The organism is Marisediminitalea aggregata (assembly GCF_900129565.1).
Classification (GTDB): Bacteria; Pseudomonadota; Gammaproteobacteria; order Enterobacterales; family Alteromonadaceae; genus Alteromonas; species Alteromonas aggregata.
Genome location: NZ_FQWD01000001.1, coordinates 569,382 through 595,716, shown reverse-complemented (window position 1 = coordinate 595,716; position 26,335 = coordinate 569,382). Strand labels below are relative to the sequence as shown.

Annotated in this window: 23 protein-coding genes; 19 read left to right on the top strand and 4 right to left on the bottom strand. The window is 50.7% G+C overall.

Translation table 11 applies throughout. The features are described from left to right. The 4 genes from BUB81_RS02490 to BUB81_RS02475 are packed head-to-tail and all read left to right on the top strand — an operon-like array spanning window position 1 to window position 5,168. Window positions 1-1,587: an ABC transporter substrate-binding protein gene (locus tag BUB81_RS02490; RefSeq protein ID WP_073317672.1), complete on the top strand. Its 1,587-nt coding sequence runs from the start codon at window positions 1-3 to the stop codon at window positions 1,585-1,587. A 19-nt stretch (window positions 1,588-1,606) separates the two neighbouring features. Beyond that, entirely contained in the window at window positions 1,607-2,563 is a 957-nt protein-coding gene (locus BUB81_RS02485; protein WP_073317670.1) for an ABC transporter permease, read from the top strand. Between the two features lie 2 nt (window positions 2,564-2,565). After that, a complete protein-coding gene (locus BUB81_RS02480) occupies window positions 2,566-3,393 on the top strand; it encodes an ABC transporter permease (RefSeq protein ID WP_073317668.1) in 828 nt (275 codons plus the stop codon). Then, entirely contained in the window at window positions 3,393-5,168 is a 1,776-nt protein-coding gene (locus BUB81_RS02475) for an ABC transporter ATP-binding protein (RefSeq protein WP_073317665.1), read from the top strand. Before BUB81_RS02480 ends, BUB81_RS02475 begins: the two co-directional genes overlap by 1 nt. Before the next feature lie 11 nt (window positions 5,169-5,179). Here the strand turns inward: BUB81_RS02475 and dmeF are convergent, their stop codons facing one another. Continuing rightward, on the bottom strand, window positions 5,180-6,226 hold the full coding sequence (gene dmeF, locus BUB81_RS02470) for a CDF family Co(II)/Ni(II) efflux transporter DmeF (protein WP_084526143.1): 1,047 nt from the start codon (window positions 6,224-6,226) through the stop codon (window positions 5,180-5,182). Window positions 6,227-6,304: 78 nt separating this feature from the next. On the opposite strand from dmeF, the gene BUB81_RS02465 reads away from it, so the two are divergent. The 10 genes from BUB81_RS02465 (at window position 6,305) to BUB81_RS02420 (ending at window position 16,523) form a co-directional block, all read left to right on the top strand. After that, window positions 6,305-6,580 carry a metal/formaldehyde-sensitive transcriptional repressor gene (locus BUB81_RS02465; protein WP_073317662.1) on the top strand — a complete coding sequence of 92 codons (276 nt, stop codon included), beginning with the start codon at window positions 6,305-6,307 and terminating at the stop codon, window positions 6,578-6,580. Window positions 6,581-6,674: 94 nt separating this feature from the next. Beyond that, window positions 6,675-7,052 (top strand): BlaI/MecI/CopY family transcriptional regulator, encoded by a 378-nt coding sequence (locus BUB81_RS02460; protein ID WP_073317659.1) that lies wholly within the window; start codon window positions 6,675-6,677, stop codon window positions 7,050-7,052. Window positions 7,053-7,093: 41 nt separating this feature from the next. Next, window positions 7,094-8,374 carry a TolC family protein gene (locus BUB81_RS02455; RefSeq protein WP_073317656.1) on the top strand — a complete coding sequence of 427 codons (1,281 nt, stop codon included), beginning with the start codon at window positions 7,094-7,096 and terminating at the stop codon, window positions 8,372-8,374. Window positions 8,375-8,382: 8 nt separating this feature from the next. Beyond that, window positions 8,383-9,612: an efflux RND transporter periplasmic adaptor subunit gene (locus BUB81_RS02450; protein ID WP_073318654.1), complete on the top strand. Its 1,230-nt coding sequence runs from the start codon at window positions 8,383-8,385 to the stop codon at window positions 9,610-9,612. Between the two features lie 11 nt (window positions 9,613-9,623). After that, on the top strand, window positions 9,624-12,731 hold the full coding sequence (locus tag BUB81_RS02445) for an efflux RND transporter permease subunit (RefSeq protein WP_073317653.1): 3,108 nt from the start codon (window positions 9,624-9,626) through the stop codon (window positions 12,729-12,731). A 336-nt stretch (window positions 12,732-13,067) separates the two neighbouring features. Further along, window positions 13,068-14,027, top strand: coding sequence for a M56 family metallopeptidase (locus BUB81_RS02440; protein ID WP_073317650.1), 960 nt, complete (start codon window positions 13,068-13,070; stop codon window positions 14,025-14,027). A 119-nt stretch (window positions 14,028-14,146) separates the two neighbouring features. Then, window positions 14,147-14,527 carry a hypothetical protein gene (locus BUB81_RS02435; protein WP_073317647.1) on the top strand — a complete coding sequence of 127 codons (381 nt, stop codon included), beginning with the start codon at window positions 14,147-14,149 and terminating at the stop codon, window positions 14,525-14,527. A gap of 9 nt (window positions 14,528-14,536) precedes the next feature. Beyond that, a complete protein-coding gene (locus BUB81_RS02430; RefSeq protein ID WP_073317644.1) occupies window positions 14,537-15,226 on the top strand; it encodes a HupE/UreJ family protein in 690 nt (229 codons plus the stop codon). Further along, complete coding sequence (locus BUB81_RS02425; RefSeq protein ID WP_073317641.1) at window positions 15,223-15,780, top strand: hypothetical protein; 558 nt, start codon at window positions 15,223-15,225, stop codon at window positions 15,778-15,780. The genes BUB81_RS02430 and BUB81_RS02425 overlap by 4 nt, the downstream gene beginning before the upstream one ends. 17 nt (window positions 15,781-15,797) lie before the next feature. Then, on the top strand, window positions 15,798-16,523 hold the full coding sequence (locus BUB81_RS02420) for a DUF4198 domain-containing protein (RefSeq protein ID WP_073317638.1): 726 nt from the start codon (window positions 15,798-15,800) through the stop codon (window positions 16,521-16,523). Between the two features lie 63 nt (window positions 16,524-16,586). Here BUB81_RS02420 and BUB81_RS02415 read toward each other — a convergent pair whose 3' ends face one another. From BUB81_RS02415 to BUB81_RS02405, 3 genes are all read right to left on the bottom strand, one after another. Then, entirely contained in the window at window positions 16,587-17,720 is a 1,134-nt protein-coding gene (locus tag BUB81_RS02415) for an exo-alpha-sialidase (protein WP_073317636.1), read from the bottom strand. Window positions 17,721-18,071: 351 nt separating this feature from the next. After that, on the bottom strand, window positions 18,072-19,394 hold the full coding sequence (locus BUB81_RS02410; RefSeq protein ID WP_073317633.1) for an NAD(P)/FAD-dependent oxidoreductase: 1,323 nt from the start codon (window positions 19,392-19,394) through the stop codon (window positions 18,072-18,074). Between the two features lie 29 nt (window positions 19,395-19,423). After that, window positions 19,424-20,884, bottom strand: coding sequence for an aldehyde dehydrogenase family protein (locus tag BUB81_RS02405; protein ID WP_073318651.1), 1,461 nt, complete (start codon window positions 20,882-20,884; stop codon window positions 19,424-19,426). 272 nt (window positions 20,885-21,156) lie between these two features. Between BUB81_RS02405 and BUB81_RS02400 the strand changes: the two genes are divergently transcribed. The 5 genes from BUB81_RS02400 to BUB81_RS02380 all read left to right on the top strand — a co-directional run bounded on the left by BUB81_RS02400 (window position 21,157) and on the right by BUB81_RS02380 (window position 26,317). Beyond that, window positions 21,157-22,338, top strand: a complete 1,182-nt coding sequence (locus tag BUB81_RS02400) for a M20 aminoacylase family protein (RefSeq protein ID WP_073317631.1) — start codon at window positions 21,157-21,159, stop codon at window positions 22,336-22,338. A gap of 75 nt (window positions 22,339-22,413) precedes the next feature. Continuing rightward, the gene (locus tag BUB81_RS02395) at window positions 22,414-23,331 is read left to right on the top strand and encodes a GNAT family N-acetyltransferase (protein WP_073317629.1); all 918 of its coding nucleotides are present in this window, start codon (window positions 22,414-22,416) and stop codon (window positions 23,329-23,331) included. Window positions 23,332-23,378: 47 nt separating this feature from the next. After that, window positions 23,379-23,750, top strand: coding sequence for a hypothetical protein (locus tag BUB81_RS02390; RefSeq protein ID WP_073317627.1), 372 nt, complete (start codon window positions 23,379-23,381; stop codon window positions 23,748-23,750). 65 nt (window positions 23,751-23,815) lie between these two features. Continuing rightward, a complete protein-coding gene (locus BUB81_RS02385) occupies window positions 23,816-25,033 on the top strand; it encodes a TolC family protein (RefSeq protein WP_073317625.1) in 1,218 nt (405 codons plus the stop codon). A 3-nt stretch (window positions 25,034-25,036) separates the two neighbouring features. Continuing rightward, entirely contained in the window at window positions 25,037-26,317 is a 1,281-nt protein-coding gene (locus BUB81_RS02380) for an efflux RND transporter periplasmic adaptor subunit (protein ID WP_073317623.1), read from the top strand. Window positions 26,318-26,335: the final 18 nt, after the last annotated feature.

Genomic DNA, 26,335 nt, shown 5'->3' with positions numbered 1-26,335 from the left:
ATGAAGCCTGAATATCGATTTTCTGATAGTCGCCGCGCCATGCTTAAAGCAATGGGCGCCGCAGGCTTAGTCACCGCAGCCAGTGGGCTGATGGTGCCGGGGCATGTACTGGCGCAAACCCCGGAAAATGCACAAACGCAAACACCGAAATACGGTGGTCGTATTCGGGTCGCCAGTACGTCTGTGTCAACTAAAGACACGCTGGATCCCGCCAAGGCGTCACTAAGCACCGACTACATGCGTATTTATATGCTGTACAGTGGGTTAACCCAGTTTAACCGGGAGTTGGGCGCCGATTTATCACTAGCCGAAGTACTCGAGTCTGACGACCAGCAAACCTGGCAGATCACGCTTCGCCAAGGCGTGACGTTTCACAATGGAAAGTCGCTAACACCGCAGGATGTGGTGTATTCCCTGATGCGCCATAAAGACCCGGCGACCACGTCGCGGGTTGCGCCAATTGCCGCCCAGTTTATTGACGCAAAGGTAACCGGACCAAATAGCCTGTCACTGACACTGGCGTCACCGAATGCTGATTTACCCATTATTCTGGCCTCAGCAAATTTTTGTGTAGTGGCTGAAGGTACAACTGACTTTACTCGAACTGCCAACGGTACGGGTCCTTATACACTGGCAGAATTCAGTCCGGGTGTGCGCACCATAGCGCGTAAAAACCCAGATTTCTTTAAGCCCGGTCGTCCCTATCTGGATGAAATTGAATTGGTGGGTATTGCCGATGAATCATCCAGGGTAAATGCCTTGCTGTCTGGAGATATTCAGATGGCACTGGCATTAAACCCGCGTTCGACCAAACGGGTGCGACGCTCTGGTAATTGTGATGTGATGCAAACTGAGTCGGGCTTGTACACGAACCTCATTATGCGTCAGGACGTTTATCCCACGAACAACCCTGATTTTGTGCTGGCGATCAAATATATGATGAACCGGCCGCTGATAAAACGCGCGCTGTTCCGCGGTTATGCCACCATTGCCAACGACCATCCGGTGCCGCCAAGTCATCGTTACTACAATGCGGATTTGCCCCAGCGCCCCTATGATTTGGATCGTGCCCGCTATCATCTGAAGAAAGCAGGTATGACCGGCGCTCGCGTGCCGGTGTTTGCGTCTCCGGCAGCGGAAGGCTCGACCGACATGGCGGCATTGTTGCAATTGGCCGGTATTGAAACTGATCTCAAGCTAGGCATAAACCGGGTACCGGCTGATGGCTATTGGTCGAATCACTGGATGAAGCACCCCTTAGGATTCGGCAATATTAACCCGAGAGCCAGTCTGGACGAGCTTTTCAGCTTGTTTTACAAATCTGATGCGCCCTGGAACGAATCCGGCTGGCAAAACCCACAGTTCGACCAACTGTTACTGGCCGCGCGCGGTGAAGGTAACGAACAGGTGCGCAAACAAATGTATGGTGATATGCAAACCCTCATTGCTGAGCAATGCGGCGTGAGCATACCGGTCTTTTTAAACATCATTGACGGTTACGACAAACGTATCAAAGGCTTCTACCCCATTCCGACTGGCGGTTTCATGGGCTACAGCTTTGCTGAACACGTTTGGCTGGACGCCTGATTTTCAAGGGAGTATTTACATGAAAGTCATCCTCCGGCTTATTGCCCAGCGCATTGGTGTGTCACTGATCACCTTGCTGATTGTATCTGCAGTGGTGTTCTTTATTGCTAACTTGTTGCCTGGCGATGCGGCACAGGAAATGTTGGGCCAAAGCGCTACGCCTGAAGCGGTCGCCGAATTGCGTGAGGCCTACGGCTTAAACGACCCGCCACCGGTGCGCTATGCCAAATGGTTGGGAGGCTTGCTCACCGGTGATGCGGGCGTCTCGCTAGCAAATGACCGTCCGGTTGATGCGCTGATTGGCGAGCGCCTGAGCAAGTCTTTACTGCTTGCCGGGTTTACCGCCGTGCTCGCCGTGCCATTTGCTATGGTACTGGGCATTGTATCGGCTATGTACAGTGGCAGCCGCATCGATAAAGCGGTGAATATTTTCACCTTGTCGATGGTTGCTGTTCCCGAGTTTCTGCTGGCCACCATCCTGGTACTGATCTTCGCCGTAGAACTTAACTGGTTGCCGTCGCTATCGTATATTCCCCGCGATGCCACGGCTTATGACTATTTCAGGGCCTTTGCCATGCCGGTTGTCACGCTTTGCATTGTGTTAAGTGCGCAAATGGCCCGTCTTACCCGTGCTGCGGTGGTAGAACAACTGTCGCAGCCCTATGTTGAAATGGCGCTGTTGAAAGGCGCGACTTTGTCGCGTGCCGTATTGCGCCATGCCCTGCCCAATGCTGTTGGCCCTATTGTGAATGCCATTGCCTTGAGTCTGTCCTATCTGCTGGGCGGGGTGGTCATTGTGGAAGTGATCTTTAACTATCCCGGTGTAGCAAGTTTAATGGTAGATGCAGTAACCAACCGCGATATGCCACTCCTTCAGGCCTGCGCCATGCTGTTTTGTGTGGGCTATCTCATTTTGGTACTGATTGCCGATATTTCTGCCATAGTGGCTAACCCCAAACTGCGTAAGGGAGGTTAATTATGCGGTCTCAACTCTCTGCGTTACCGGTGTCGGGGAAGATTGGTTTGTCGCTGGTGGTATTCTGGGTCGTGCTGGCTATTATAGGCCCATTTATTACGCCTTATTCTGCCAGCGAGCTGGTGGCCTATGATGTGTTTGAATCATTCAGCGGTAAATACTGGCTGGGTACCGACTACCTGGGGCGTGACGTATTAAGTCGCCTGCTAGACGGTGCGCGCTTTACTATTTTTATTCCCCTTGCCGCAGCCGGACTTGCTTGTGCAACAGGTACTTTTATTGCCCTGTTTGCGGCAGTGAGCCACCGGCGCACCGATGAAACCATCAGCCGTTTTATGGACGCGTTAATTTCTATTCCCAGCAAAATTTTTGCGTTGGTTATGATTGCTGCGTTTGGCTCGTCCGTGCCGATTCTGCTTACGATTACCGCTATTAGCTACATGCCCGGTTCGTTCCGTTTGGCGCGGTCGCTGGCGGTGAATGTCGCTAACATGGACTTTGTGACGGTGGCGCGCACACGCGGTGAAAGCCGCGCTTATCTGGCGGTAAAAGAAATCCTGCCGAATATTGTGCACCCTATGTTGGCTGACTTTGGTTTGCGGTTTGTGTTTGTGGTGTTGCTGTTAAGTAGCCTGAGCTTTCTTGGGCTGGGTGTACAGCCGCCTCAGGCCGATTTGGGCTCGTTGGTACGGGAAAATATCTCGGGTCTGGCCGAAGGAGCGCCCGCGGTAATTATACCTGCCATTGCTATCGCCACTATTACCATTGCTGTGAACTTGCTAATCGACAGCCTGCGCGGCGGCGCGACCTATTCAGCGGGGAGTAAATAATGACGAACCACGTAGAAGTGAATCAGTTACGCGTAGACGTTGGCCCGCTTGAGTCGCCCAAAACCATTGTTCACGATGTGAGCTTTACGCTGAAGCGCGGTGAAGTACTGGCGCTGATTGGTGAGTCTGGTTCGGGTAAAACCACCATTGCGTTATCGTTACTAGGCTATGCCCGTCCGGGGTGCCGCCTGAGCAGCGGTGCGGTAAATGTGGGCAATGACAACATGCTTGCACTCAATGAAAAGCAACTGGCAGATCTGCGTGGTCGCAAGGTGGCGTATGTTGCGCAAAGTGCGGCAGCTGCGTTTAATCCCTCGCGCCGTATTATGGATCAGGTTATAGAAAGTGCCTTGATGCATGGCGTGTTGAACCGCGAACAGGCGAAAGTAAAAGCTGTCGATTTGTTTAAGCAACTGGCATTGCCGGAGCCGGACACTATTGGTGCCCGTTATCCTCACGAAGTGTCTGGTGGACAGCTTCAGCGCTTAATGGCAGCAATGGCGCTGATTTGTGAGCCAGAACTGGTGATTTTTGATGAGCCTACCACTGCGCTGGACGTCACCACTCAGGTGGAAGTGCTAAAAGCATTTAAAGCGGCCGTGAAAGCTTATAACACCACCGCAGTGTACGTATCCCATGACCTGGCGGTGGTTGCGCAAATGGCAGATCGCATTCTGGTGCTACAGCATGGCAAGGTCATGGAAAACAATGTGACCAGCCAAATTCTGAATCACGCCGAGCACACATACACCCGCCAGCTACTGAGTGCGGTTCAGGACAGTGATGCGTTTCAGGATAACCCTAAGCACGACACCGTACTGGAAGTGGCCAACATTGAAGCGGGTTACGGAAAGATATTACGCGATGGCTCGGTAGAGATTCCGGTGCTGTCAGATATTTCGTTAAAAGTCAGGCAGGGGCAAACTGTTGGGATCATCGGTGAATCGGGGTCTGGTAAGTCGACCTTCGCCCGCGTAATTGCAGGCCTACTGCCTGCCGCAAAAGGCTATATGCTGCTGAACGGCAAAGAGCTTAAGCCTGCCATTGATGAACGCAGTAAAGCTGAGTGTCAGCACATTCAAATGGTGTTTCAGAACGCCGATACCGCGCTAAATCCCGCGCATAAAGTAGGTGATATTCTGGGCAGACCGTTAACCTTTTTTCATGGTTTGACTGGCCGGGCGCGCGCAGAACGCGTAGCAGAGTTATTAGAGTTGGTGAAATTGCCCGCTGATTTGGCCCATCGGAAATGCGGTGCGTTGTCGGGTGGGCAAAAACAACGGATTAACCTGGCCCGTGCCCTGGCGGCTGAGCCGACGGTAATCTTGTGTGACGAGGTAACATCGGCGCTGGATACCGTGGTGGCTGCCGCGATTCTGGACCTGCTCGAGGAGCTCCAACAAAAGCTCAATATTGCCATTGTGTTTATTAGCCATGACATTTCCACCGTGAAAAGTCTGTGTGATGAAGTGGTGGTGTTGTACAAAGGCAAAAAAGTGGAGCACGCCAGTGGCAAAGCGTTCAGAGCCGGGCCGTATCACCCGTATACTGAACTGCTGGTTAGCAGCGTGCCAACACTGGACCCATTATGGCTGGATACTAAACCCGACGGTCATGAGCAGACCGCGGTACGTATTGCGCAAAACGATGCGCTGTGTCGGTTCCGCAATCGCTGTTCGGTGAGTATTCAGGGGCAATGCGACAGCCTGCCGCCACCCGAGCACAAGCTGCCAGAAGGTAAGCGCATTCTGTGTCACAAGGACATGGCCCTGTAACGAGAATCTCGCTACAGGGTATCTACCCGGTTGACCTCAACGGTGAGATGGTCAATGTCCAGATGGCCAGACACAACAGCCCGGTAGCTCTCGGCGTCGCTATCCGTGGTCGTGGCTACCGTTAATACCCCCGCCACATGTTTGCCTGATAGCTGCCAGCAGTGAAAATCGGTGACTTTGGTGTCGCCGGTTTTTTCAATATGATCGGCAATCACTTCCAGCTTTTCGGTGTGTAACGACTTGTCGAGCAACATACCACTGCTGTCTGAAATCAGATGCCAGGCCCATTTTCCGATCACCACTGCGCCTACAATTCCCATGAGCGCATCTGCCCATAACCAGCCGTAATATTTACCCAGAATAAGCGCCGCAATGGCCAGTAATGAGGTGAGTGTGTCGGCCAGCACATGAAAATACGCGGCTTTCAGGTTGTGGTCGTGATGATGGTCATTATTTTCATGTGTGTGCTCATGCTGATGCTCATGCTCGTGGGCATGTGAATGCGCGGCGTGATTATGTGAGTGCCCATGACTGTGACCGTGAGAATGACCATGATGATGGTGGTCGTCATGCAGCAGAAATACGGAGGCTACGTTCACCACAAAACCAATAATTGCCACGATAATTGCTTCATTAAAACTAATTGATTCAGGTAAGAACAATCGTTCTGTAGACTCAATTAGCATCATCAGTGCAACCGTACCCAACGCGACCGCGCTGGCAAAGCCGCCCAACGCGTTTACTTTACCGGTACCAAACGTGAAGGCACTGCTGTTGCGGTGTTTACGTGAATACCAGTACACAAACATCGACACAGCGAACGCAGCGGAGTGGGTAAACATGTGCCAGCCATCGGCCAGCAAGGCCATAGAACCAAACCAGGTACCCGCCACAATTTCCACCACCATGGTGACCGTGGTCAGCAAAAACACCAGGTTTATCTTTTTCTCGGCAGCCTGGGTGTCTACATAATAGTTATGGGCATGACGCCAATCGCCAGTCGACGTGCTGTTGCAATCGTCATGTTCATGATGGTGTGTGTGGTGATGAGAAGTCATAGCGCTGTATTACCCTTTCGGTGTGAGAAAGCGACTGATATACTATACCCCAGTATACCATTGTGATATGTGAAAACCATGGCGCACATCAAAAATAACCAGCAGGCGTTGCTTACCCGGGTCAAGAAAATCCGCGGGCAGCTGAATGCTGTGGAAAAGTCGCTGACCGAAGACACCGAGTGCCTGGCTATTTTGCAACAGGTGACTGCCATTAAAGGCGCAGTGAACGGCCTGATGACGACCATTCTGGATGATCACATTCGAGCCCACCTGGGCAATCCTGAACTTACCGAAACACAGCGAAGTGAAGAAATTGACGCGCTGAGTAAGCTGCTTAAATCGTATTTGCGTTAGATAATTCACTTTGTGAGACCAAAAAGCTTAAAAACCGATTGATAGTCGGTTTTTAAGCTGTCATTATACTCACAAGTATGAGTGAGAGATCGTTATGCAGCTTGGTGAATTAGAAAAACAGGTCTTACAGTATCTTTGGGACAATGAAGAAGCAGACGCAAAACAAGTGCACAGTGTGCTTGGTAAAGCGCGCGGAAATTCACTGAATACCATTCAAAGCACCCTAGATCGCTTGTTCAAAAAGCAATTGTTAAGTCGAACAAAACAAGGGCATGCGTTTGTGTATCGTGCAGCGGTAGACAGAGACACGCTGATTGCAACGCTGATCACCAATGTTACCAGTGACTTTGTTGAATCCGGTGAGCATAGCTTAATTGCTGCCTTTAGTTCGGTATCTGAAAAATTGAATGACGATCAGCTCGATAAGTTAGAGAAACTTATTGAAGCACAGCGTCAGCTTAGAAATAAGTAACTATTCCTACCGAATTTAATTTGGATAATTAGAGAACGAGAATGAAGCTTTATCCACGTCGAAACGCAAGTGAAAAACCGATTATGGGTCGGTTTTTATGCACTTTAGTCGGAGGGCTGTTAGCCTTAAGTACAGCTTATGCAGCGGAAACTACCACACCGATAAATTTACAAGCTGCAATCTCCAATACGTTGTCTACCCATCCGGAATTAGCCGTATTTGCGAGTAGAGCTCAAGTTATCGCTGGCGAAATTCGCCAGGCAGGCATTGCAGACCGAGCCACCATCAACTTAACGGTAGAAGATGCGTTTGGTACGGGTGAGCAAGAACTCATTAAGTCTATGCAAACTACCTTTACTTATACCTGGGTGGTGCAGGATGAAATTTTAGACGCACGCGTTGCAGCGGCCACGAGTGGGCAAGCCATACTTAAAATTGAACAGCAAATTGCTGCGCTGGACCTGGCTGCGGATACGGCAGCAAAGTACATCGGCGTATTAATCGCTCAGGAAAGACTAAAACTACAAAAGTTGTCGGTGATTCAATCCGAGGAGGTCCTTGCCAATGTCACTGCTAAAGTAACTGCAGGGATCGCGCCCGTTACTGAGCAGTTTCTGGCGAAGGCGGAATTGCAGAGAAGATTGCTAGCCGTTGAAGATGCCCTACATGAAATAAAGGCCCGAAAATATGCCCTTACATCACTTTGGGGCCTTCAGCATCAAGAATTCACTTTTAGCGGTGACTTGCTTGATATTCCCGCCCGCCCTGATGTTGAAATGACGCTGGCGCGTATTAAAGATACGCCTCAGTTACAAAAGTTTGCCACTGAAGAGAGAGTGTTGGCGTCCAAAATAGCGCTCGCAGACACAGAGGCAACGCCACGCTGGCAGTTCTCGGCGGGCGTCCGTCGACTGGAAAGTACCGATGACTTCGGCCTGGTAGCAGGGGTAAGTATTCCCTGGGGTGAGAAGGCATCCAACGCGGGCACCATCATGGCATTAAAAGCGCAGCAAGATGGCTTGTTAAGTCAATACAAAGCGGCTGAACAGGCTCTGGATGCAAAGCTATATGTGCTCTTGTTGGAGCTTGAGCACTCTTACCATGTTATCGAGACCATCAAGACAGGCATTATCCCGGAACTGGAGAATGCCCTGACTGAGGCCAACCGCGCGTTTGAAAACGGGCAGTTAAATTACAGTGTGTGGAGCGACATTCGCAATCAGCATATTTCCGCTCAATTACAATTGCTGGATGCCTACGAAATGTTGCACCTCCAGCACATCGAAATTCAACGCTTAACCGGTACGTCACTATCATCATGAGCACAGTTATGAATATCAGAAAAAACCTACTAGTGTGGCTAACAATACTGCATGTGGCGCTGCTGGCACCGTTGGCATTGGCATCGTCCGGACCAGCAGAAGCAGAGGCTGAGCCTGAAAAAGGCCCGCATCGTGGCAGAATGCTCAGAGACGGTGAGTTTGCCGTTGAACTGTCGATTTTTGAAATCGGTGTACCACCTGAGTTCCGCGTTTGGGTAACTCATGAAGGAAAAGCGGTAGCGCCGAAAGACGTTAAACTGAACGTGAAACTTACCCGCCTGGGTAACGTGGTGGATGATATCAATTTTTATGCGCAGGGCGCGTTTTTGCGTGGCGACATGGAAATTTACGAGCCCCACTCCTTTCAGGTGTCAGTGTTCGCTAGCTATCAGGGCAAACGCTTTAAATGGCACTACGACAATTTTGAAGGCCGTACCACTATAGAAACGGCTGTGGCCGAGGCAATGGAAATCCAAACCGGTATCGCTGGCGGCGCAACGCTGCATCAAACCATTCCTTTGTACGGCAAATTGTTTTATCCACCGGGCGCATCTCGTACCGTAACAGCCAGATTTAATGGCGTGATCACTAAAAGCCATATCACCCTTGGCGATTCAGTGAAGAAAGGCCAGGTTCTGTATACCGTTGAAAGCAATGAAAGTTTGCGTCCGTATCAGGTGACGGCGCCGATGAAGGGTAGGTTAACCGCTGTCTTTGCTTATGAAGGTGAACAGGCCAACGGTCAGCCGTTGCTGGAAATAACCGATACGTCTACCCTCGCCGCGCAACTTCAGGTTTTTCCCAAAGACTATGCAAAAGTGGCTATTGGCGCACCTGTAACACTGTCGGTGTCGGGCAGTGACGAGACACTTTCAGGAGAGGTGACATACCTTGCGCCAGGCATTACCGACAATCAGGCCAGAACACTGTGGGTGAGCATTCAGAATGTGCCAGAGTCATTGACTGCGGGCAGTTTTGCAAAAGGACTGGTAGAGGTGGCCACCATTGATGTTGAACTCGCGGTAAAGAAAACCGGTTTACAGGGCTTCAGGGATTTCACCGTGGTGTATGCCAAAGTCGGTGAGGAATACGAAGTGAGAATGCTCGAATTGGGCAGAGAGGACGATACCTGGATTGAAGTTCTGGGCGGGCTCGAGCCTGGCACGGAATACGTAACCGAAAATAGTTACATCTTGAAAGCCGACATTGAAAAGTCCGGCGCTTCGCACGACCACTAGGAGCATAAGACATGTTGGAGTCTGTTTTACGCTTTGCCATTCAGCGCAGTGTCCTGATACTGGTGCTGGTATTAGGTGTGGCTGGTTTAGGTGTCTGGAACTTTACCAAGCTGCCTATTGATGCCGTACCCGACATTACTAATGTGCAGGTGATGATCAATACCGAGGCAAAAGGCTATACGCCCCTCGAAATCGAACAACGTGTCACCTTTCCTTTAGAAACGGCGTTGTCAGGACTGCCGGGGCTAACCTATACCCGTTCTGTCTCGCGCTATGGGCTGTCGCAAGTGGTTGCTATTTTTTCCGATGACACGGATATTTACTTCGCCCGGCAGTTGGTGAACGAGCGTTTGTCATCGGCTCGCTCAGCACTACCGGAAGGTTTACAGCCCGAACTTGGCCCCATTGCTACCGGTTTGGGCGAAATCTTCATGTTCACGGTGGACGCTGAACCTGGTGCGACCAATAGTGATGGTTCGCCCGTAACTCCAATGGATTTGCGTACCGTGCACGACTGGACTATCCGCCCACAACTCATGCGGGTACCTGGTGTAGTAGAAGTAAACCCAATTGGCGGCTACGAGAAAGAAATTCTGATTGCCATTGAGCCTGAGAAGCTACTGGCGTTCGGATTGACCCAAGCCGATGTAATGGCCGCATTGCAACGTAATAATCAAAATACTGGTGCGGGTTTTATTGAACAAAATGGTGCTCAGTGGTTGCTACGAGTGCCTGGGCAGGCCAGTACGTTGGAAGCCTTGGGGAATATCCCGTTAAACAGCGGGTCGGGAAATTCGATTTATGTAAAAGATGTGGCAAATATTGAACTCAGTGGCGGCCTGCGCACAGGTGCAGCAACGCAAAACGGCCGTGAAGTGGTAATGAGTACGGTATTTATGCTGATTGGGGAAAACAGCCGCACGGTAGCCAGTGGTGTAGCCGAAAAGCTAAAGGAAATTAATGCCACCCTGCCGGATGGGATTGTTGCGACCGCAGTGTATGACCGAACCAAACTGGTAAATAAAACCCTGGAAACGGTAAAGACCAACCTTACTGAAGGGGCAATATTGGTTATTGTGGTGCTGTTCCTGTTGCTCGGCAATATCCGGGCAGCATTGATTACGGCGCTGGTGATCCCCTTTGCTATGCTGATTACAATTACCGGAATGGTACAAACCAAAGTGAGTGCCAACCTGATGAGCTTAGGGGCGCTGGACTTTGGCTTGCTGGTAGACGGTGCCATTATTATTGTTGAGAACTGTTTGCGGCGACTGGGTGAACGTCATGGTGATAACCTTTCGCTTCAGCAGCGACTCGAACTAGTGTTTTCTGCCACCCGTGAAGTGATTCGCCCGGCCATGTTTGGGGTGTTCATTATTACCGCGGTGTACATTCCTATTTTTGCGCTGGAAGGGGTAGAGGGCAAAATGTTCCACCCTATGGCTATTACAGTGGTTATTGCACTGATCAGTGCCATGATACTGTCGGTTACTTTTGTGCCTGCCATGGTGGCATTGCTTTTCAAAAAGCCGGTTAAGGAAAAACACAATATTGTGATTTCGGCAGCAGAGTCCGCTTACAGGCCTGCGCTTAACTGGGTGTTAAAAGGGCGTTGGATTGTGTTGTCTGCTGCTATTGCCGTCGTTGCAGTGTGTGGTATGCAGGTGTCCAGACTGGGCAGTGAGTTTGCGCCAAATCTGGATGAAGGTGACATTGCCATGCACGCCCTACGCATTCCGGGTACGTCACTGAGTCAGGCTATTGCCCTGCAAAAAACGCTGGAAGAGAAAATTAAGCAATTGCCAGAAGTGCAAACGGTGTTTGCCAAAATCGGTACCGCGGATGTCGCTACCGATGCGGTGCCACCAAGTGTGGCAGACAACTTCATTATTCTTAAGCCTCGAGATGAATGGCCAGATCCGGCTAAGTCCAAGGATGAGGTGGTGGCAGAATTAGCCGCTTTGGTTGAGCCTATTCCGGGCAACCGCTATGAGTTCCTGCAGCCAATTCAAATGCGCTTTAACGAGCTGCTCGCTGGCGTGCGCGCGGAGTTAGCTATTAAAGTGTTTGGGGACGATTTTGACACGCTGGCTCAGATTGGCAGCGAAATCGAATCCGCCATCGCTGCAGTGCCAGGTATTGCCGACTTGCAGGTGGAACAAACTACCGGCTTACCCATGCTCAATATAGTACCAGATAGGGAAAAGCTGATGCTTTACGGCATCGATGCTGCGTCGTTGCAATCGCAACTGGCCACAGCGCTGGGTGGCAGAGTAGCGGGCAAGTTTTATCAGGGGGATGTGCGGTCAGACATTGTTGTTCGGTTATCTGAAAACGATCGTCAGAATCTGTCAGCACTTCAACATTTGCCAGTACAAGTAGCTAATGGACAAGCCGTGCCTTTACAGGAACTGGTGACAATGGAGCTGGTGAGTGGGGCCAATCAAATTAACCGGGAAAACGGCAAACGACGGGTTGTGGTAACCGCTAACGTGCGGGGAAGAGACTTAGGTAGCTTCGTCGGTGATATCCAGCAGGCGGTAACAGAGCGGGTTGAGTTACCAGCCGGGTATTGGGTGGAGTATGGTGGCACGTATCAGAAGCTGCAATCTGCCTCCGAGCGGTTGAGCATTGTGGTACCTGCTACGCTAATTATCATTGTGGGTCTGTTAATTCTGGCCTTGCACTCCGTGAAAGATGCGCTGGTGATTTTCAGTGGTGTGCCGCTGGCGCTGACTGGCGGTATTTTAGCGCTGCTGCTGCGTGACATTCCGTTTTCTATCTCAGCCGCCGTGGGGTTTATTGCGCTGTCGGGGATCGCCATATTAAATGGGCTGGTTATGGTGTCGTTCTTCACGGAATTGCGAAAACAGGGCGTTGCATTCACCAAAGCTATTATTGATGGTGCGGTAGTACGATTGCGTCCGGTGATTACTACGGCCCTAGTTGCTTCGCTGGGTTTTGTGCCGATGGCATTAAATACAGGTATTGGCTCAGAAGTACAGCGTCCGCTGGCAACGGTGGTCATTGGCGGGATCCTGTCATCAACATTGTTGACGTTGTTTGTTATTCCCGCGCTATACAGTGTACTTCACAGAGCGCGAGGCAATAACGATTAGCATGTAAGATTGGCAGGCAAACACTAACAGCAGAATCTGCTTCAAAGCGCGCTGAAAATAGCCATTGTTAGTGTGTCTTCTGTGAAAGACTACTAAAACTATAAACATATCGCAGCCACAATTTGCCATTGTGTCTGCGTCGGACTTCCCTGGTAACTAGCGTATTTTTTGCAAAAATGAGGAAGCCAAACGAATTGATATGTAACGCAGCGAATACTGCCTGGTTACACAATAATCGCGACAGCTTTGCTGACGTAATCGGGACATTGTAATCTGGTTATTAATAATAAGTACTGCAACTCGCGGTGCAACAGCCGAAGGCTACGGAGCAATCAAGTGTCAGTGTCAGCAGATATGCTTTTAAATATTCTAAACCTGGGCGTGGTGAGCGCCCTGTTTACCATTGCATTGCAGTCGTTGGTTGGCCGGGCTGTGATTCACTGGGTTACACAATGTCAGGTTGCATTGCAGAAATCACTACTTTGGATATGGGTATTAATGCCATTTTCAATCGCGGGTTTATGCTGCATGGTGTTTGTTACCAATACGTTTTCAGAAGCAATTTGGGAGCCGATTGGATTACTGTTGCACTGGCATCATTTATTCCAGTTTGAGTGGGTGTCATGGCACGGTGCTCTGTTAATAGCGTTCTTTGGTTTTACCTGTTGGTTAACGGCTAAGCACTTGAAGCCATTGAGCGACAATCAAAAGCGCTTAACGCTGGCCATCCAGCTAGCAGGGTATTCGCATATAACGCTACATGGCAAATCAGTAGTGTGTTTGCACAGTGATAATCCGATGGCGTTTTCTGCGGGGCTTATTACGCCGAAGATCTATTTGTCCAGCGGCATGGTAGACCGGTTATCAGAACAACAACTGGCATGTGTACTGGAGCATGAAGCCCAGCATTGCCGGAGTCTCGACCCGCTAATGAGCTGGGTGTTTTGTTTTGTCAGCGGCTTTCAAATTAAACCAGTCAGAAAGCGCTTAAGAACTGCTTACAACATCGCCTGTGAATTAACTGCTGATAAACGCGCTGCAGAACAATACGACCCGCTCAACGTGGCTCAAACACTGGTGTCGGTAAGTCGATTTAATTCGAATTGCCACATGAAATTTGGCACCGGGTTTGGTTATGAATTTGTTGAACAACGCGTAAATACCTTATTGCAAACCACCCCGGAAAGAACATCCGGTCTAGTGTGGGTGGGGGCACTTACCACTGCAATTGTTGGATTGAACCTGGTTTCAATCGACAGCTTGCATCATTACGTAGAACTCATTTTAAGTCTGTAGTTCAGTAATAAACCTGCTAGGGCTTTGGCTTAAAAAACCGATTGCCAATCGTTTTTTTGATGAATGAATTAATAATTACAACACTGCCTGATGGCAGTTAAAACACCAAGGAGTTACAAATGCGCAAATTACCCGTGATGTTATTACTCACCACCTTATTGGGTGGCTCGGTAGTCAGTTTACCTGCATTGGCACACGGCAATACCGAACCTCAGTTTGGCGGTATTGTGAAGATTGTTGGGGAGTATTCGTTCGAGCTGAAGCAAGAAGCAGACTCCGTAAAAGTATGGGTGTTTTATGACGGCGAACCGCTGAATGCCAGCGAACTAAAGTTGCATTTAAAAATAAAGGGTGACAACCGAAAAGAGTTGGTGGAAGTGACTGCGGCAAACGGCAATCTGTTTTCCGGCCCGGTTAAACTTCATACTGGTGAAAAAGTACTTGCGATGCTGACCTTGCAGGACGGTGTGTCCAAAATCGTCGGCAAGTATATGCTGTAGGCCATTGTGATGAGAACTGTTCAGTTACTTTTAATTGGCCTGTTGCTCTTGGTCGTCACGCCGTTGGCAATGGCACATGGTGTAGCCGATGGCGACCGCGCGTTTCTGGAAAACAGCACGGGACTACAGATCATTCCCTATATCTATTTGGGTGCCAAACACATGGTGACCGGGTATGACCATCTGCTGTTTTTATTCGGCGTGATTTTCTTTTTGTACCGTCTAAAAGACGTCGGTATTTACGTTACGTTGTTTGCAGTGGGCCACAGTGTCACCCTACTGTTTGGTGTACTGTCTGGTATTCATATTAACGCCTATATCATCGATGCCATTATCGGTCTGTCAGTTGTATACAAGGGGCTGGATAACATTGGTTTCTTCCCCAGGTTTTGTGGTTTCTCGATCAATAACAAGGCGGCGGTACTGGTATTCGGGTTATTTCACGGGTTTGGTTTAGCGACCAAATTGCAAGACTTTACCCTGTCTGATGATGGGCTGGTGGGCAATATAATTGCCTTCAATATTGGCGTTGAAATGGGGCAAATGATTGCGTTGTTCGGCATGTTAATGCTGGTCATTTTACTGCGAAAAAGTAACGCCTTTATGCGCTATGCCTTTGTTTCAAACCTGGCCCTGGTTTCTGCCGGCCTGATGCTGACAATCTTTCAACTTTCCGGATATATGTGGGGAACAGTATGACCACGCAACACGTCGAGATGACAAATAAACAAATTATAAAAGGGCTCGCCATTGCTTCTGTGGTTGCGGTGGTCCTGTCAGTAACGGTAATACTGCCTGCTGAGTACAACAAAGATCCTACCGGCGTAGGTGCACTGCTTGGCTTAACCGGTATGAGTAATACCGTGCAAGCCGAAGAAATGACCCTGGAACCACAAAATGACTTCACGTTCGCGCAAAGTGCGGGTGAGTGGCAAACCCATACGCTGACCGTCGAGATTCCTGACTATGAAGGCGTAGAAGTAAAAGCCTTAACAGAACAAGGTAACGGCTTTAGCTTTACCTGGGAAACAGACGGCGGCGAACTATACATGGATATGCATGGTGAAGTGGTGGGTGCCACCGACGAGTTCACCAGCTATAAAAAGTCCAACGCGATTTCGTCAGACAACGGTATTTTCAAAGCGCCTTTCCACGGTACCCATGGCTGGTACTGGCAAAACAATACCGACTCTCCAATCACCGTAACGATAACTGTCGCGGGATTTTATCAATCAGTTAAAACACTAAAATAGCGAATAAGGAAACAACAATGTTGAAGAAGATTACTGTTATGGCGCTCGCTGCGCTGATATCAGCACAGGCAAGTGCACATGGCATTTGGTTTGCTGAGCGTTCAAAGCAACTTGCGCTTATCTATGGTGTTGGTGCTGATGATTTAGACGCCGTACTGCGTTTACCTAAAATTGCCTCTGTTTCAGGTTTCGATGAAGATTGGGACAGCGTAGACGTTGAATTAACGCCTACCGGACCTTTGCTGTTGGTAACCAGTGATGATTACCCGGTTGCGGTATCGGCAGTGCTGAATAACGGCATTTGGAGTAATACCGGCGAAGGCCACTGGATTGGTAAAGGTCGCGACGAAGTACCCAATGCCATTTTGAGTGAAGAAACTATCAAGTACGCCGTACATTTGCGGGGGCCATTGCGTAAAGTGCCGGCTCTGCCAACACAGGTACTGCAAATTGTGCCGGTAGGTGATTCTTTCCCCATGCTGCGTGGTGAAATGCAGACTTATCAGGTATTGCACAAAGGCAAGCCAGTCGCAGGTGCGTTGGTGAAGAATGACTTTGTGAACGATCCGGATGCAGAGCCAGTTGTGTCTGGCAAAGACGGCAAAGTGACGTTTCCGATCCGCAATCAGGGGTTGAATGTGGTGGTAGCGGTATACGACGCTCCTACTGACCGCCCTAAAATCATCGATAAGTACGAGTACCTGGCAACGCTATCGTTTGTATTGCCTCACGCACCTGAGTGATTAGCAAAGTAGTGTATAGCCGGTTAGCTTATTGGGTTAACCGGCTTTTTACTGCGTGCTGTTTTATTGTGTATTTAACAGAGCGCTTAACGGCACTTTGGTAACCACAATATCTTCTTTGTTTTCTGCGTACGCAACGTAAAGTGCATCTTCGGTAACCCAGCTTTTAGGGTAACTAAATCCCACCCGCTTGTACTTGCCGTCATACCGCATGGGTACATTGGAAGCTTCGTTTCGCAACATAAAAAACCGGTTAAAGGAGCTGCCGTTGTCACTCAGGCTCAGTACCAGTGGCATTCGGGTTTTACTGCCGCTTGGGCAATTTACGATAAAGGCCACGCCATTGGGCAGATTTCCCGCACTTAATTTAGCTCTGGCGTCGGGCATATTGGTGATCTCGGGCTGGCTCCAATGCTCTCCGTCATCATTGCTGGTAGACGTTAGTACGCGAAAACTGGATGCCTGATCGCGAAACACCATGGTTAGCTGATTGTTCGTGCTGAACCAGGCAGGCTCAATTTCCCGGCTGGTTTTCCCTTCAAACGCTAGGTGCGGAAGTTCTCCAAACTGCCATTCGCCTGTCCCGCTGGGATTATCAGTGAACATGGGGGTTGCAATTAAACCCGGGTAACGATGCAGGGTAGTCAGTATTCTGCCGCTGGGCGTGGTGTGCAGGTCTTGCTCAATGATGCCGTTTACGTCAGTGCCATCGGTCATTTTAAGATGTTTAGCCGGTTGCCAGATTAGTCCATCGGTAGAGGTGGTGTAGAGAACATACCCGGGCGTTTGGAGCTGCTTGTTCGGCCAGACATTGAAGTAGGCTACCAGGGTATCGCCATCCGACCACCATCCGCCATTTGTGATCAAACTGCCATTGCCGGAACTTGCCATCACGCGCGGCTTATACCAATGTTCGCCGTCTTCACTTATGGCATACAAAACCTGGGTGTCGGGTGCATCTTCATCCTGAGCAGAACTTTGCCATTGCATGAAATAACGCCCTTTATGGGTGATCATTACTGCGCCATGATTGTATTGTGCGCCGGACTTACCCTTAAATACCGTATGGTGCGTCACCCTTGGTGCATGAGGTAAAGCGGCGAGCGCCTCAGCAGACAAACTGCCTTCAGGAATGAGTTGCACGTCCGCCGCGACAGCAGAAATAGTAAAAGGCAGTAAAGCAGCCAGTGCAAGCATGCGCCTGACCTTTCTGGAGCAATTTCTGGACACCCACCTTTTTAATGCAAACGAAAAGTGCCCTGCGATAAACCCATCCATGCCTAATACCTTGATTTTAAATCCGATTACGTTGGTATAACACAAATCGCCTGCCACATGCTACGGCTCTGAATTTGTGGACACCCACCTTTTTCATTGTTTTTCTAACTGTGAAAAAACATGGGTGTCTCAAAGAAAGTGGATGTCTCAAAAAAGGTGTGTGTCCCAAAAAGTGTGGGTGTCCACAAATTGGGGTGCAAAAAAAAAGCGGTCGGTGTCTTTTCAGAACACAGACCGCTTTGAGGAGAACACTTTGCTAGTGGCGGGCGCTTAGATGGCGCCGACTTCGATTTTAGAGCCGTCGTTCAGGCGCGACAGGTTGAATGGCGTGGCATCGATAAGTGGTGTGTTGTTAACCACTAAATCCGCCGCAACCTTGGCCAAACCCGGGCCTAAACCAAAACCATGGCCTGAGCAGCCTGCCGCCAAATAGAATCCCTCGACATCGTCAACAGCAGACATAACCGGCACGGCATCTGGCGTGCAGTCCACGTAGCTGCCCCAGCTTTCGGCAATTTCAATATCCTTAAGTGCCGGAAACAGGGTACGAACGGCGTGAAGTGTTTGCTTAATATTCTTACCGTGCGGATCAGGGTTTAATATCCGCATGGCTTCCATGGGCGAAGGGCCGGTATTCTTCCAGCGGTTAATGGCTTCCGGGCCTTTGAAGAACGAGCTTCCCAGGTTGACCTGTACCGCCTTAATGCGCTTCATAAACATCGGCATGAATTCTTTGGCAAAGCGAATACCCTGCGGGGTAAATTCCAGCAATGCTGTGCCACTTAGTGCTACGGTGTAGCTGCCGTCTAAACGGCGGGTGAGGGCAACGCCTGAGGTATAAATGGCCTCACCGATATTCTCAATAGGTTTGGAACGAAACGCGGTTTGTCTTACGCTAGCCTGAGGAAAGCGAATACCGTGATGGCTGCAGAATGTTGACGCCCAGGCGCCAGCTGCACACAACACGCGCTGGGTACGAATGGTGCCTTTTTCGGTGATCACAGCCTCAACTTTGCCATTGGTGATTTCCATGCCGCGCGCCGCGCATTGCTGATGAATGGTTGCGCCGTAACGGCGTGCACCTTCGGCAATCATGGGAGCGGCGATAGCGGGTTCACCTTTGCCATCATCGATGGAGTGAACTCCACCTAACCAGGTGCGGCCGTTGGCCGGGATCATCTCGTTGGCTTCTTTGGCGCTTAACATACGGGTGTTAACGTTGAATTGTTTGGCTACGTCGCGCCAGCTGTCCCATTCTGCTAATTGTTGTGGATCGTCTGTGGCATAGCGTAAACCACAGCGGCGAAAACCCAGGTCCTGACCCAGATCTTCGGTCATCTCGTCCCACAGGCGCATAGCCAGTCCCGAGGTGGGAAGCTCACGTGCGTCACGGTTTTGCTGTCGGCACCACCCCCAGTTTCGGCTTGACTGTTCAGCGCCAACCAGCCCTTTCTCGATCAAGGCAACCGAGTAGCCTTGTTTGGCCAGAAAATAGCTGGCACAGGCACCAATAATACCGCCACCAATAACAACGACATCGGCCTGTGAGGGCAATGTTTCATTGCTGGCAATTTTCTTTAACGTCGGGGTCATGCTGTACCTTCAACTATCAAACTAAACGTTTATGCTTCATCAAAGCCAACGATGGCTTTGGTTTCCAGATATTCTTCAAAGCCTTCCAGGCCAAACTCACGACCGCTACCAGACTGCTTGTAACCGCCGAATGGCGCGTGGGCATCCCAGGCCGGGTAGTTAATGTGCACCTGGCCACTGCGGAGTAAGCGCGCTACACGACGAGCTTCATTTAGATTCTTAGACTGTACATGGGCAGCGAGGCCGTAAACGGTGTCGTTAGCCATTGCGATAGCTTCGTCCACCGTGTCGTAAGGGAGCATACACAGCACGGGGCCAAAAATTTCGTCGCGAGCAATTGCCATGTCATTGGTTACGTCACTAAAAATGGTAGGGCGTACAAAGAAACCTGCCTCAAATCCATCCGGTCTGCCAACCCCGCCGGTAATGCATTTAGCGTCTTCCGAGAGTCCTTTTTCAATCATTAACTGCACTCGTTCGAACTGTGCTCGGTTGGCTAACGGGCCATGGGTGGCTGTCTCATTGTCTGAGCGGCCAATCACAATGGTATTTACTGCTTCAATTGCTAACTGTTCCGCTTCTGCCAGCTGTTCGCGTGGTACCAGCATGCGGGTTGGGGCGCTACACGACTGACCATTGTTGCGCATACAGGCTAATACGCCTGGCCCGATAGCGGCCTGCAGGTCCGCATCGGGAAGAATAATGTTCGGTGATTTACCGCCTAATTCTTGCGCAACACGTTTAACGGTGGGCGCTGCAGCCTGAGCCACCAATATGCCAGCACGGGTTGAACCGGTAATCGATACCATATCCACAAGCGGGTGGCTGGATAGCGCTGAGCCCACTTCTGGGCCATCACCGTTCAACAGATTAAATACGCCCGCTGGCACACCGGCATCATGCAGAATGTCGGCGAAAGCGAGCGCACTGAGTGGCGAAAGCTCACTGGGCTTTAGTACAACCGTGCAGCCCGTCGCTATCGCCGGGCCGACTTTAGCGGTGATCTGATACAGCGGCCAGTTCCAGGGCGTGATCAATCCGGCCACACCAATGGGTTCACGGGCAATGGCGGTTGTGCCGCGCATCTCAGTAAATTCGTAGCTGGCCAGATTATCCCGGGCAACCTGCAAATGAGCCAGGGCCAGCGGCACATGAGCGGTTCGTGCATAATTGATCGGCGCGCCCATTTCGGTAGACAGGATTTGAGCTAGTTGTTCAGCGCGGGCTTCGAAAAGTGCAATTACGCCGTCCAGTATTGCCAAACGCTCGTCAACCGACGTCTGACTCCAGGCTGGAAATGCCGCAGCCGCCGCTTGTATGGCTGTATCGGCATCGTCAGCATTGCCTAGCGTGAGTTCGCCAATCAGGCTCTCGTCCGAAGGGTTAACAATGTTGTGCGAGCGCGTTGAGCTGAGCGTTACCCATTGACCATTTATGTATGCTTGTTGCAGCCTGCCAAGGGTTTTTAACTCGTCTACCGGGTGCGTCATGGTATTCCTGTTTCCGTTGATTCTGAATGCAGCACAATCTACTGCGACAGCACATCTTACCGCGCTGCCGGGACCTACTGACCAATGCAGAACAGTATAGGGCGGCAACTGCAGCATGGGGTGCTGCTTTGCGTGGCTGAACAGCAAATTATATTAAAAGCCAGCGCGTAAAGCAGTCGATATCACTTTTTGAATGGCGCTAAAATGAGTTAACGTAAAGTGGCCGATGTAAAAGTCAGATTCGCCACAATGACAGCCACAAGGATACCTTTATGCCCTCCTGTACGCTTTCCGATATTGACGCGTTAATTAAGCCGCTCATCGATTTTCGACGCGATATTCACGCGCATCCGGAGTTGGCTTATAAAGAAGTCGCCACGGCAAGAAAAGTGGCAGAGGCCTTGACGGCAGCAGGGCTCAAGGTTACGACAGGCGTGGGCAAAACCGGTGTGGTTGCCAGCTTAAAAGTCGGTAACGGCTCACGCTCAATTGGCCTGCGTGCTGATATGGACGCCCTCCCTATTCAGGAAGAAACCGGACTGCCTTATACCAGTTGCCACGACGGCGTATTCCACGGCTGCGGGCATGACGGCCATACCACCATGTTACTTGGCGCTGCGCAATATCTGGCGCAAACGCAGCAGTTCGACGGCACGGTTCACTTTATTTTTCAGCCAGCAGAAGAGGGCGAAGCAGGCGCAAAAGCCATGATAGATGATGGGCTGTTTGAACGATTCCCCTGTGACCGTGTTTATGCGCTACACAACTGGCCGGATTTACCGGCCGGGACTATCGCAACAAGGCCTGGCCCAATTATGGCGGCAGCTGACAAATTCAGTATTCGCGTACAGGGCAAAGGGGGGCACGCCGCTGCGCCGCATCAAACGCCTGACGCTATTCTTGCCGCCAGTGAGTTAGTGTCTCAATTGCATACCATTGTCTCACGTCGGATTGCGCCCACTTCGACTGCAGTCTTGTCGGTAACCCAAATTTCAGGTGGCAGTTCGCACAATGTGTTGCCGGGTAGCGTTGGCTTAACCGGTACGGTTCGCACGTTTGATCCGGAAGTGCAAAATGCCGTTGAAAAGGCCATTCGGCAGGTGATTCTGGGCGTGGCACTGGCAACCGGTACGGATATTTCCCTGGACTACAATCGCTATTACCCGGCTACCATTAATCATGAATCGGCGGCATTACGAGCGCTGGACGTCGCAGCCAGTGTGGGCAATGCTCAATTAGCCCCAGAGCCCGCTTTTACCTCGGAAGACTTTGCGTTCATGTTGCAAGCTTGCGAGGGAGCCTACATTTGGTTAGGTCAGGGGACTGAACAACCCACCATTCCGCTGCATCATCCACACTATGATTTCAATGATGATGTACTCGCTACGGGCATTCAGTTGCTGGTTGCGCTGGCAGAAGATTATTTAAGCGAAAAAGAAGATCGTACCGAATAACGCGGATTTACAGCAGCATATGTTTGCGCTGCACCGTTACTATTTACCCATTAATACAGTTTAAAAGGCAGTTTTGTGAAGTCTGAGATGGCAATGTCGATTCGTAGCATGACCGAGGCCGATTTACCGGTGTGCTTGTCGTTTACCCAACAAGTCAAATGGCCCCACAGGTCAATTGACTGGCAATTGCACTTTGAACTGGGGCATGGCAGCGTTATTGAAGCGAACCTGGATTCAGACAACGCGCAATCTGCGCCTCAAATCGTGGGCTGTATTTTGTGGTGGGATTACCCAGCGCTGAACAACGCAACCGGCAAGGCCTCAACTACTTCCGATTTGGGCTGTGCAACAGTTGGTTTGGTAGTTGTGCCCGATGCGATGCAAGGCCGTGGACTAGGCCGTACATTAATGAATACCGTGATGGAACAAACCGGCGAGCGTAATTTGCAACTGGTAGCCACAGTCGCGGGCAAGCGTCTTTATGAACAATGTGGGTTTACCACAAGAAGTACCATTTATCAGGTTCAGGGTGAGCTAACTACACAGCCTGACGTTTCTGACGAATTCGAGATCACAGACATCGACGCGAGTTCACTGTCTACTGTTTTAGAATTGGACAATCAGGCTTTTCAGGCCAACCGCAGTGCATTACTTCAAGCACTAGTGGCGCGAGGCAAGTGTGTTATTGCCTCCCAAAATGGCCAACCACAGGGTTATGCCTTTATTCGCGAGAGTGGACGAGGTGAAACCATTGGACCAGTCGTCGCCAGTGATGCTGATGTGGCAAAGGCTTTGGCGGCAGCGTTACTTCAGCAAGCCAATGGCTTTGTACGTTTTGATCTTACCGAACACGCCAGTGACCTGAAAAGCTGGTTGACTGACCTTGGTTTGCAGCAGGTCGATGAGGTAAGCTTAATGGTCAAAGGCGAATGGCTAGCCGAGCAAGCCGCTGATTATCAGGTATATAGTCTGGCGTCTCAGGCTTTCGGTTAGCCGGAATCCTAATTAATGTGAGGAGACCGTTGTTGGTAACACGGGCAATGAAACACTGGGTATTGTGCATACTGTTGGCATTCGCCACGCAGGCATCCAGTGCTGCCTTTGATAACCATGCCTCACATCAGGCCGGTACCGAGCACGTCAGTTTCGAGCATCATGAGCACCAGTCCGAATCTGCGATTGACGTTGAATCACAGTCTGATGAAGCCGGGCAGTCTGAAGTAGTAACAGCGGGTACGTCTGCTGACTTCGATTGCCATCATTGCTGTCATTGTCATGGCGCGCATCACGTCTACCTGCCGGTTGTCCTTACTCACTCAGGACTGAGTGCCTTCAAAGGCTTACAGCCAGAGTTTTACGCTAACCTGCACACCGGTTACCAGCGCAATTTGTTACGCCCCCCAATCGTTTAACGCAACGGAATTTTTCGTAGCACTGCCACGAAGCAGTGATCCACAACGTTAAACGAGACATTACTATGTTGTACAAATACATTTGTGCGGCGTGTGTTATCACGCTGAGCACAGGCGCATACGCGCAGTCAAAGCAGTGGGCCAATTGGCTGCTGCAAAAAGTAGACACCCACCCTTCTATTCAGGCGTTACAGCACGATGTTCAGGCGAGCGGGTATCAGGCATCGGCCCTCGCCAGGCCACTTTATAACCCATCGCTGGATACCAGCCTGGAACGCGAAGGCAGCGAAATCAACTATCAGATTGGGCTATCCAGTCAGTTGGACTGGCACGATGTGCAGTCTTCACAAACCCGAGCCGGTGAGCTGCTGTCCGAACAAAGTCGCCTGGCTTTGGCGTTAGCCAGAACAGAAGTGGCTGCTAAAGGGCTTAGATCCCAAGTAGCGTTTTTATATGCCGACAAGCAATACACTATCGCCACGCAGCGTGTTGAGCAATCCATTGAATTGCTTCAGGTTATCGAGAAAAAAGTGGCGACAGGCGAAGTGCCGGCTATGTCGTTGGCTATTACGAAATCGGCCATTGCTGAGGCGATGGTTGCTGAAAGTGAGTGGCTGACCACCTGGCAACAGGCAAAACAAGACGTATTGGCCATACTGGGCCAAGCCGGCCTGGAAACACCTATCAGCCCCCATTTCTGGACACCCACTCTTTCTTTGCTGCCGCCCACGCAGATCCAGCAACTGCCTTCCCTGCGATACGCTCATATCAACTGGTTGATTGCGTCTAATGAGGTGGATGTCCAGCGCGTTAGCAACAAGCCGGCGCCCACGGTTGGGTTTGGGGTTGGACGGCAGGCAGGAGAGCCGCTGCTGTCATTGTCGATGTCGGTGCCTCTGAACGTTCGCAATGATTTTAGCGAAGTCACCGAAGCGGCAAAACAGCGAGCAATGGCCAGTGAACAGCAATTAAAAGCAGAGGTGGTGACTGTGCGTGAAGCCATCTCGTCAACCTACCAACAGATGTTGCAACTAGGCGAACGGCATCGTATCTGGCAGCAAATTGATAGCGGTGACTTTTCGGAGCAAACCAAGGTGCTCAGCGAACGGTTTGCAGCAGGCGATCTGGCTTTTGACGACTACCAGTCTCAGCTCAATCAGTTATTGAGTGGTCAGCAGGCCGCGCTAACCCTTACTTATCAGTTTCAACTGACTTACATCGACTATTTGCGCCAGAGCGCGGGGCTGGTGGCACATATTAGTGCGCTGGCCGACAAGGAGTAATCCATGACTTTTCTTTATTTCAATAAATACATTCTTTTGAGCGTGCTGTTGGCGTGGCAAGTGGAAGCTGCAGACGCAGCGAGCAATGAGCAGGCACATGAACACAATCACGATGTTCATGAAAAGCATGACGTGCAGACTAAACCTGAGCAACATACTGAAGAACACGAAGAACACGAAGAACACGAAGAACACGAAGAACACGAAGAACACGAAGAACACGAAGAACACGAAGAACACGAAGAACACGAAGAACACGAAGAACACGAAGAACATGGCGGCGTAAGTCTTTCCGGTGAGCAGGTGGCCATGGCTGATATTCATCTGGATACGCTGGAGCCACTTAGCCTAAGCGAGTCTGTGTATGCGCCGGGCGAAATCAAAGCCAACGGTTATCAAAGCTACATAGTGTCACCGCGCGTAAGCTCGGTGGTGGTGAAGCGTCACGCTGCGCTTGGTGAGCAGGTAAAACAAGATCAACCTTTGGTGTCGCTATTCAGCGAAGACATGATCACGGCACAAAGCGAGTTGCAAACCGCCGCCGTTGAATGGCAGCGCATCCGCAAATTGGGGCAAGCCGCTGTTGGCGAAAAGCGTTACGTAGCCGCGCGTAATGATTATCAGGCGGCGTCACGCCGCTTGCAGGCGTTTGGGTTATCCCTGAAAATCATTAATGAAATCGCTGAAACACCAGATTATCCGTTGGGCGAGTATACGCTGGTTGCACAGGCTGCCGGCGTGGTGATGACAGACGATTTCAATCAGGGTCAACAAATCGCACCTGGACAGGCACTTATGCTGGTCTCCGATGAATCGCAACTTTGGGTAGAAGCCAGACTGCCTGCGCACAACGATTTGCATCTGGCCGCTGGGCATACTGCCAGCGTGGTGGTGGGTGATATTGCCGCAACGGCAACGGTTACGCAGGAATCCCACACTATCGATCCGGTAAGTAGAACGCGAACTGTGCGATTGAATCTGAACAACGAGGCACACAAGTTTCACTCCGGCATGTTTGCCGACGTGTATTTCAGCGGTCCACAGGCGTCACGCGTGCTAGCGGTGCAGGAAAGCGCCCTGATGCGCGACGCCGATGGCGATTGGCAGTTGTTTGTTGTAGACGAAGACGGCGAACTGGTACCCAGAGTTGTGCAATTGGGTAATCGCTATGGCAAGTGGCAACAAATCAGCGGTGTTGAAGCAAACGTGCGGTATGTGAGCCGCGGCGCGTTTTTTGTGGCATCGGAAATTGCCAAAGGCGGATTCGATCCGCATAACCATTAATTGTCGGTCAGGAGATTA

What these genes read in the sequence shown, in the direction of transcription:
- BUB81_RS02490 (WP_073317672.1), top strand. Translation starts at nt 1, where the DNA reads ATGAAGCCTGAATATCGATTTTCTGATAGTCGCCGCGCCATGCTTAAA.
- BUB81_RS02485 (WP_073317670.1), top strand. Translation starts at nt 1,607, where the DNA reads ATGAAAGTCATCCTCCGGCTTATTGCCCAGCGCATTGGTGTGTCACTG.
- BUB81_RS02480 (WP_073317668.1), top strand. Translation starts at nt 2,566, where the DNA reads ATGCGGTCTCAACTCTCTGCGTTACCGGTGTCGGGGAAGATTGGTTTG.
- BUB81_RS02475 (WP_073317665.1), top strand. Translation starts at nt 3,393, where the DNA reads ATGACGAACCACGTAGAAGTGAATCAGTTACGCGTAGACGTTGGCCCG.
- dmeF (WP_084526143.1), bottom strand. Translation starts at nt 6,226, where the DNA reads ATGACTTCTCATCACCACACACACCATCATGAACATGACGATTGCAAC.
- BUB81_RS02465 (WP_073317662.1), top strand. Translation starts at nt 6,305, where the DNA reads ATGGCGCACATCAAAAATAACCAGCAGGCGTTGCTTACCCGGGTCAAG.
- BUB81_RS02460 (WP_073317659.1), top strand. Translation starts at nt 6,675, where the DNA reads ATGCAGCTTGGTGAATTAGAAAAACAGGTCTTACAGTATCTTTGGGAC.
- BUB81_RS02455 (WP_073317656.1), top strand. Translation starts at nt 7,094, where the DNA reads ATGAAGCTTTATCCACGTCGAAACGCAAGTGAAAAACCGATTATGGGT.
- BUB81_RS02450 (WP_073318654.1), top strand. Translation starts at nt 8,383, where the DNA reads ATGAATATCAGAAAAAACCTACTAGTGTGGCTAACAATACTGCATGTG.
- BUB81_RS02445 (WP_073317653.1), top strand. Translation starts at nt 9,624, where the DNA reads ATGTTGGAGTCTGTTTTACGCTTTGCCATTCAGCGCAGTGTCCTGATA.
- BUB81_RS02435 (WP_073317647.1), top strand. Translation starts at nt 14,147, where the DNA reads ATGCGCAAATTACCCGTGATGTTATTACTCACCACCTTATTGGGTGGC.
- BUB81_RS02430 (WP_073317644.1), top strand. Translation starts at nt 14,537, where the DNA reads ATGAGAACTGTTCAGTTACTTTTAATTGGCCTGTTGCTCTTGGTCGTC.
- BUB81_RS02425 (WP_073317641.1), top strand. Translation starts at nt 15,223, where the DNA reads ATGACCACGCAACACGTCGAGATGACAAATAAACAAATTATAAAAGGG.
- BUB81_RS02420 (WP_073317638.1), top strand. Translation starts at nt 15,798, where the DNA reads ATGTTGAAGAAGATTACTGTTATGGCGCTCGCTGCGCTGATATCAGCA.
- BUB81_RS02415 (WP_073317636.1), bottom strand. Translation starts at nt 17,720, where the DNA reads ATGCTTGCACTGGCTGCTTTACTGCCTTTTACTATTTCTGCTGTCGCG.
- BUB81_RS02410 (WP_073317633.1), bottom strand. Translation starts at nt 19,394, where the DNA reads ATGACCCCGACGTTAAAGAAAATTGCCAGCAATGAAACATTGCCCTCA.
- BUB81_RS02405 (WP_073318651.1), bottom strand. Translation starts at nt 20,884, where the DNA reads ATGACGCACCCGGTAGACGAGTTAAAAACCCTTGGCAGGCTGCAACAA.
- BUB81_RS02400 (WP_073317631.1), top strand. Translation starts at nt 21,157, where the DNA reads ATGCCCTCCTGTACGCTTTCCGATATTGACGCGTTAATTAAGCCGCTC.
- BUB81_RS02390 (WP_073317627.1), top strand. Translation starts at nt 23,379, where the DNA reads ATGAAACACTGGGTATTGTGCATACTGTTGGCATTCGCCACGCAGGCA.
- BUB81_RS02385 (WP_073317625.1), top strand. Translation starts at nt 23,816, where the DNA reads ATGTTGTACAAATACATTTGTGCGGCGTGTGTTATCACGCTGAGCACA.
- BUB81_RS02380 (WP_073317623.1), top strand. Translation starts at nt 25,037, where the DNA reads ATGACTTTTCTTTATTTCAATAAATACATTCTTTTGAGCGTGCTGTTG.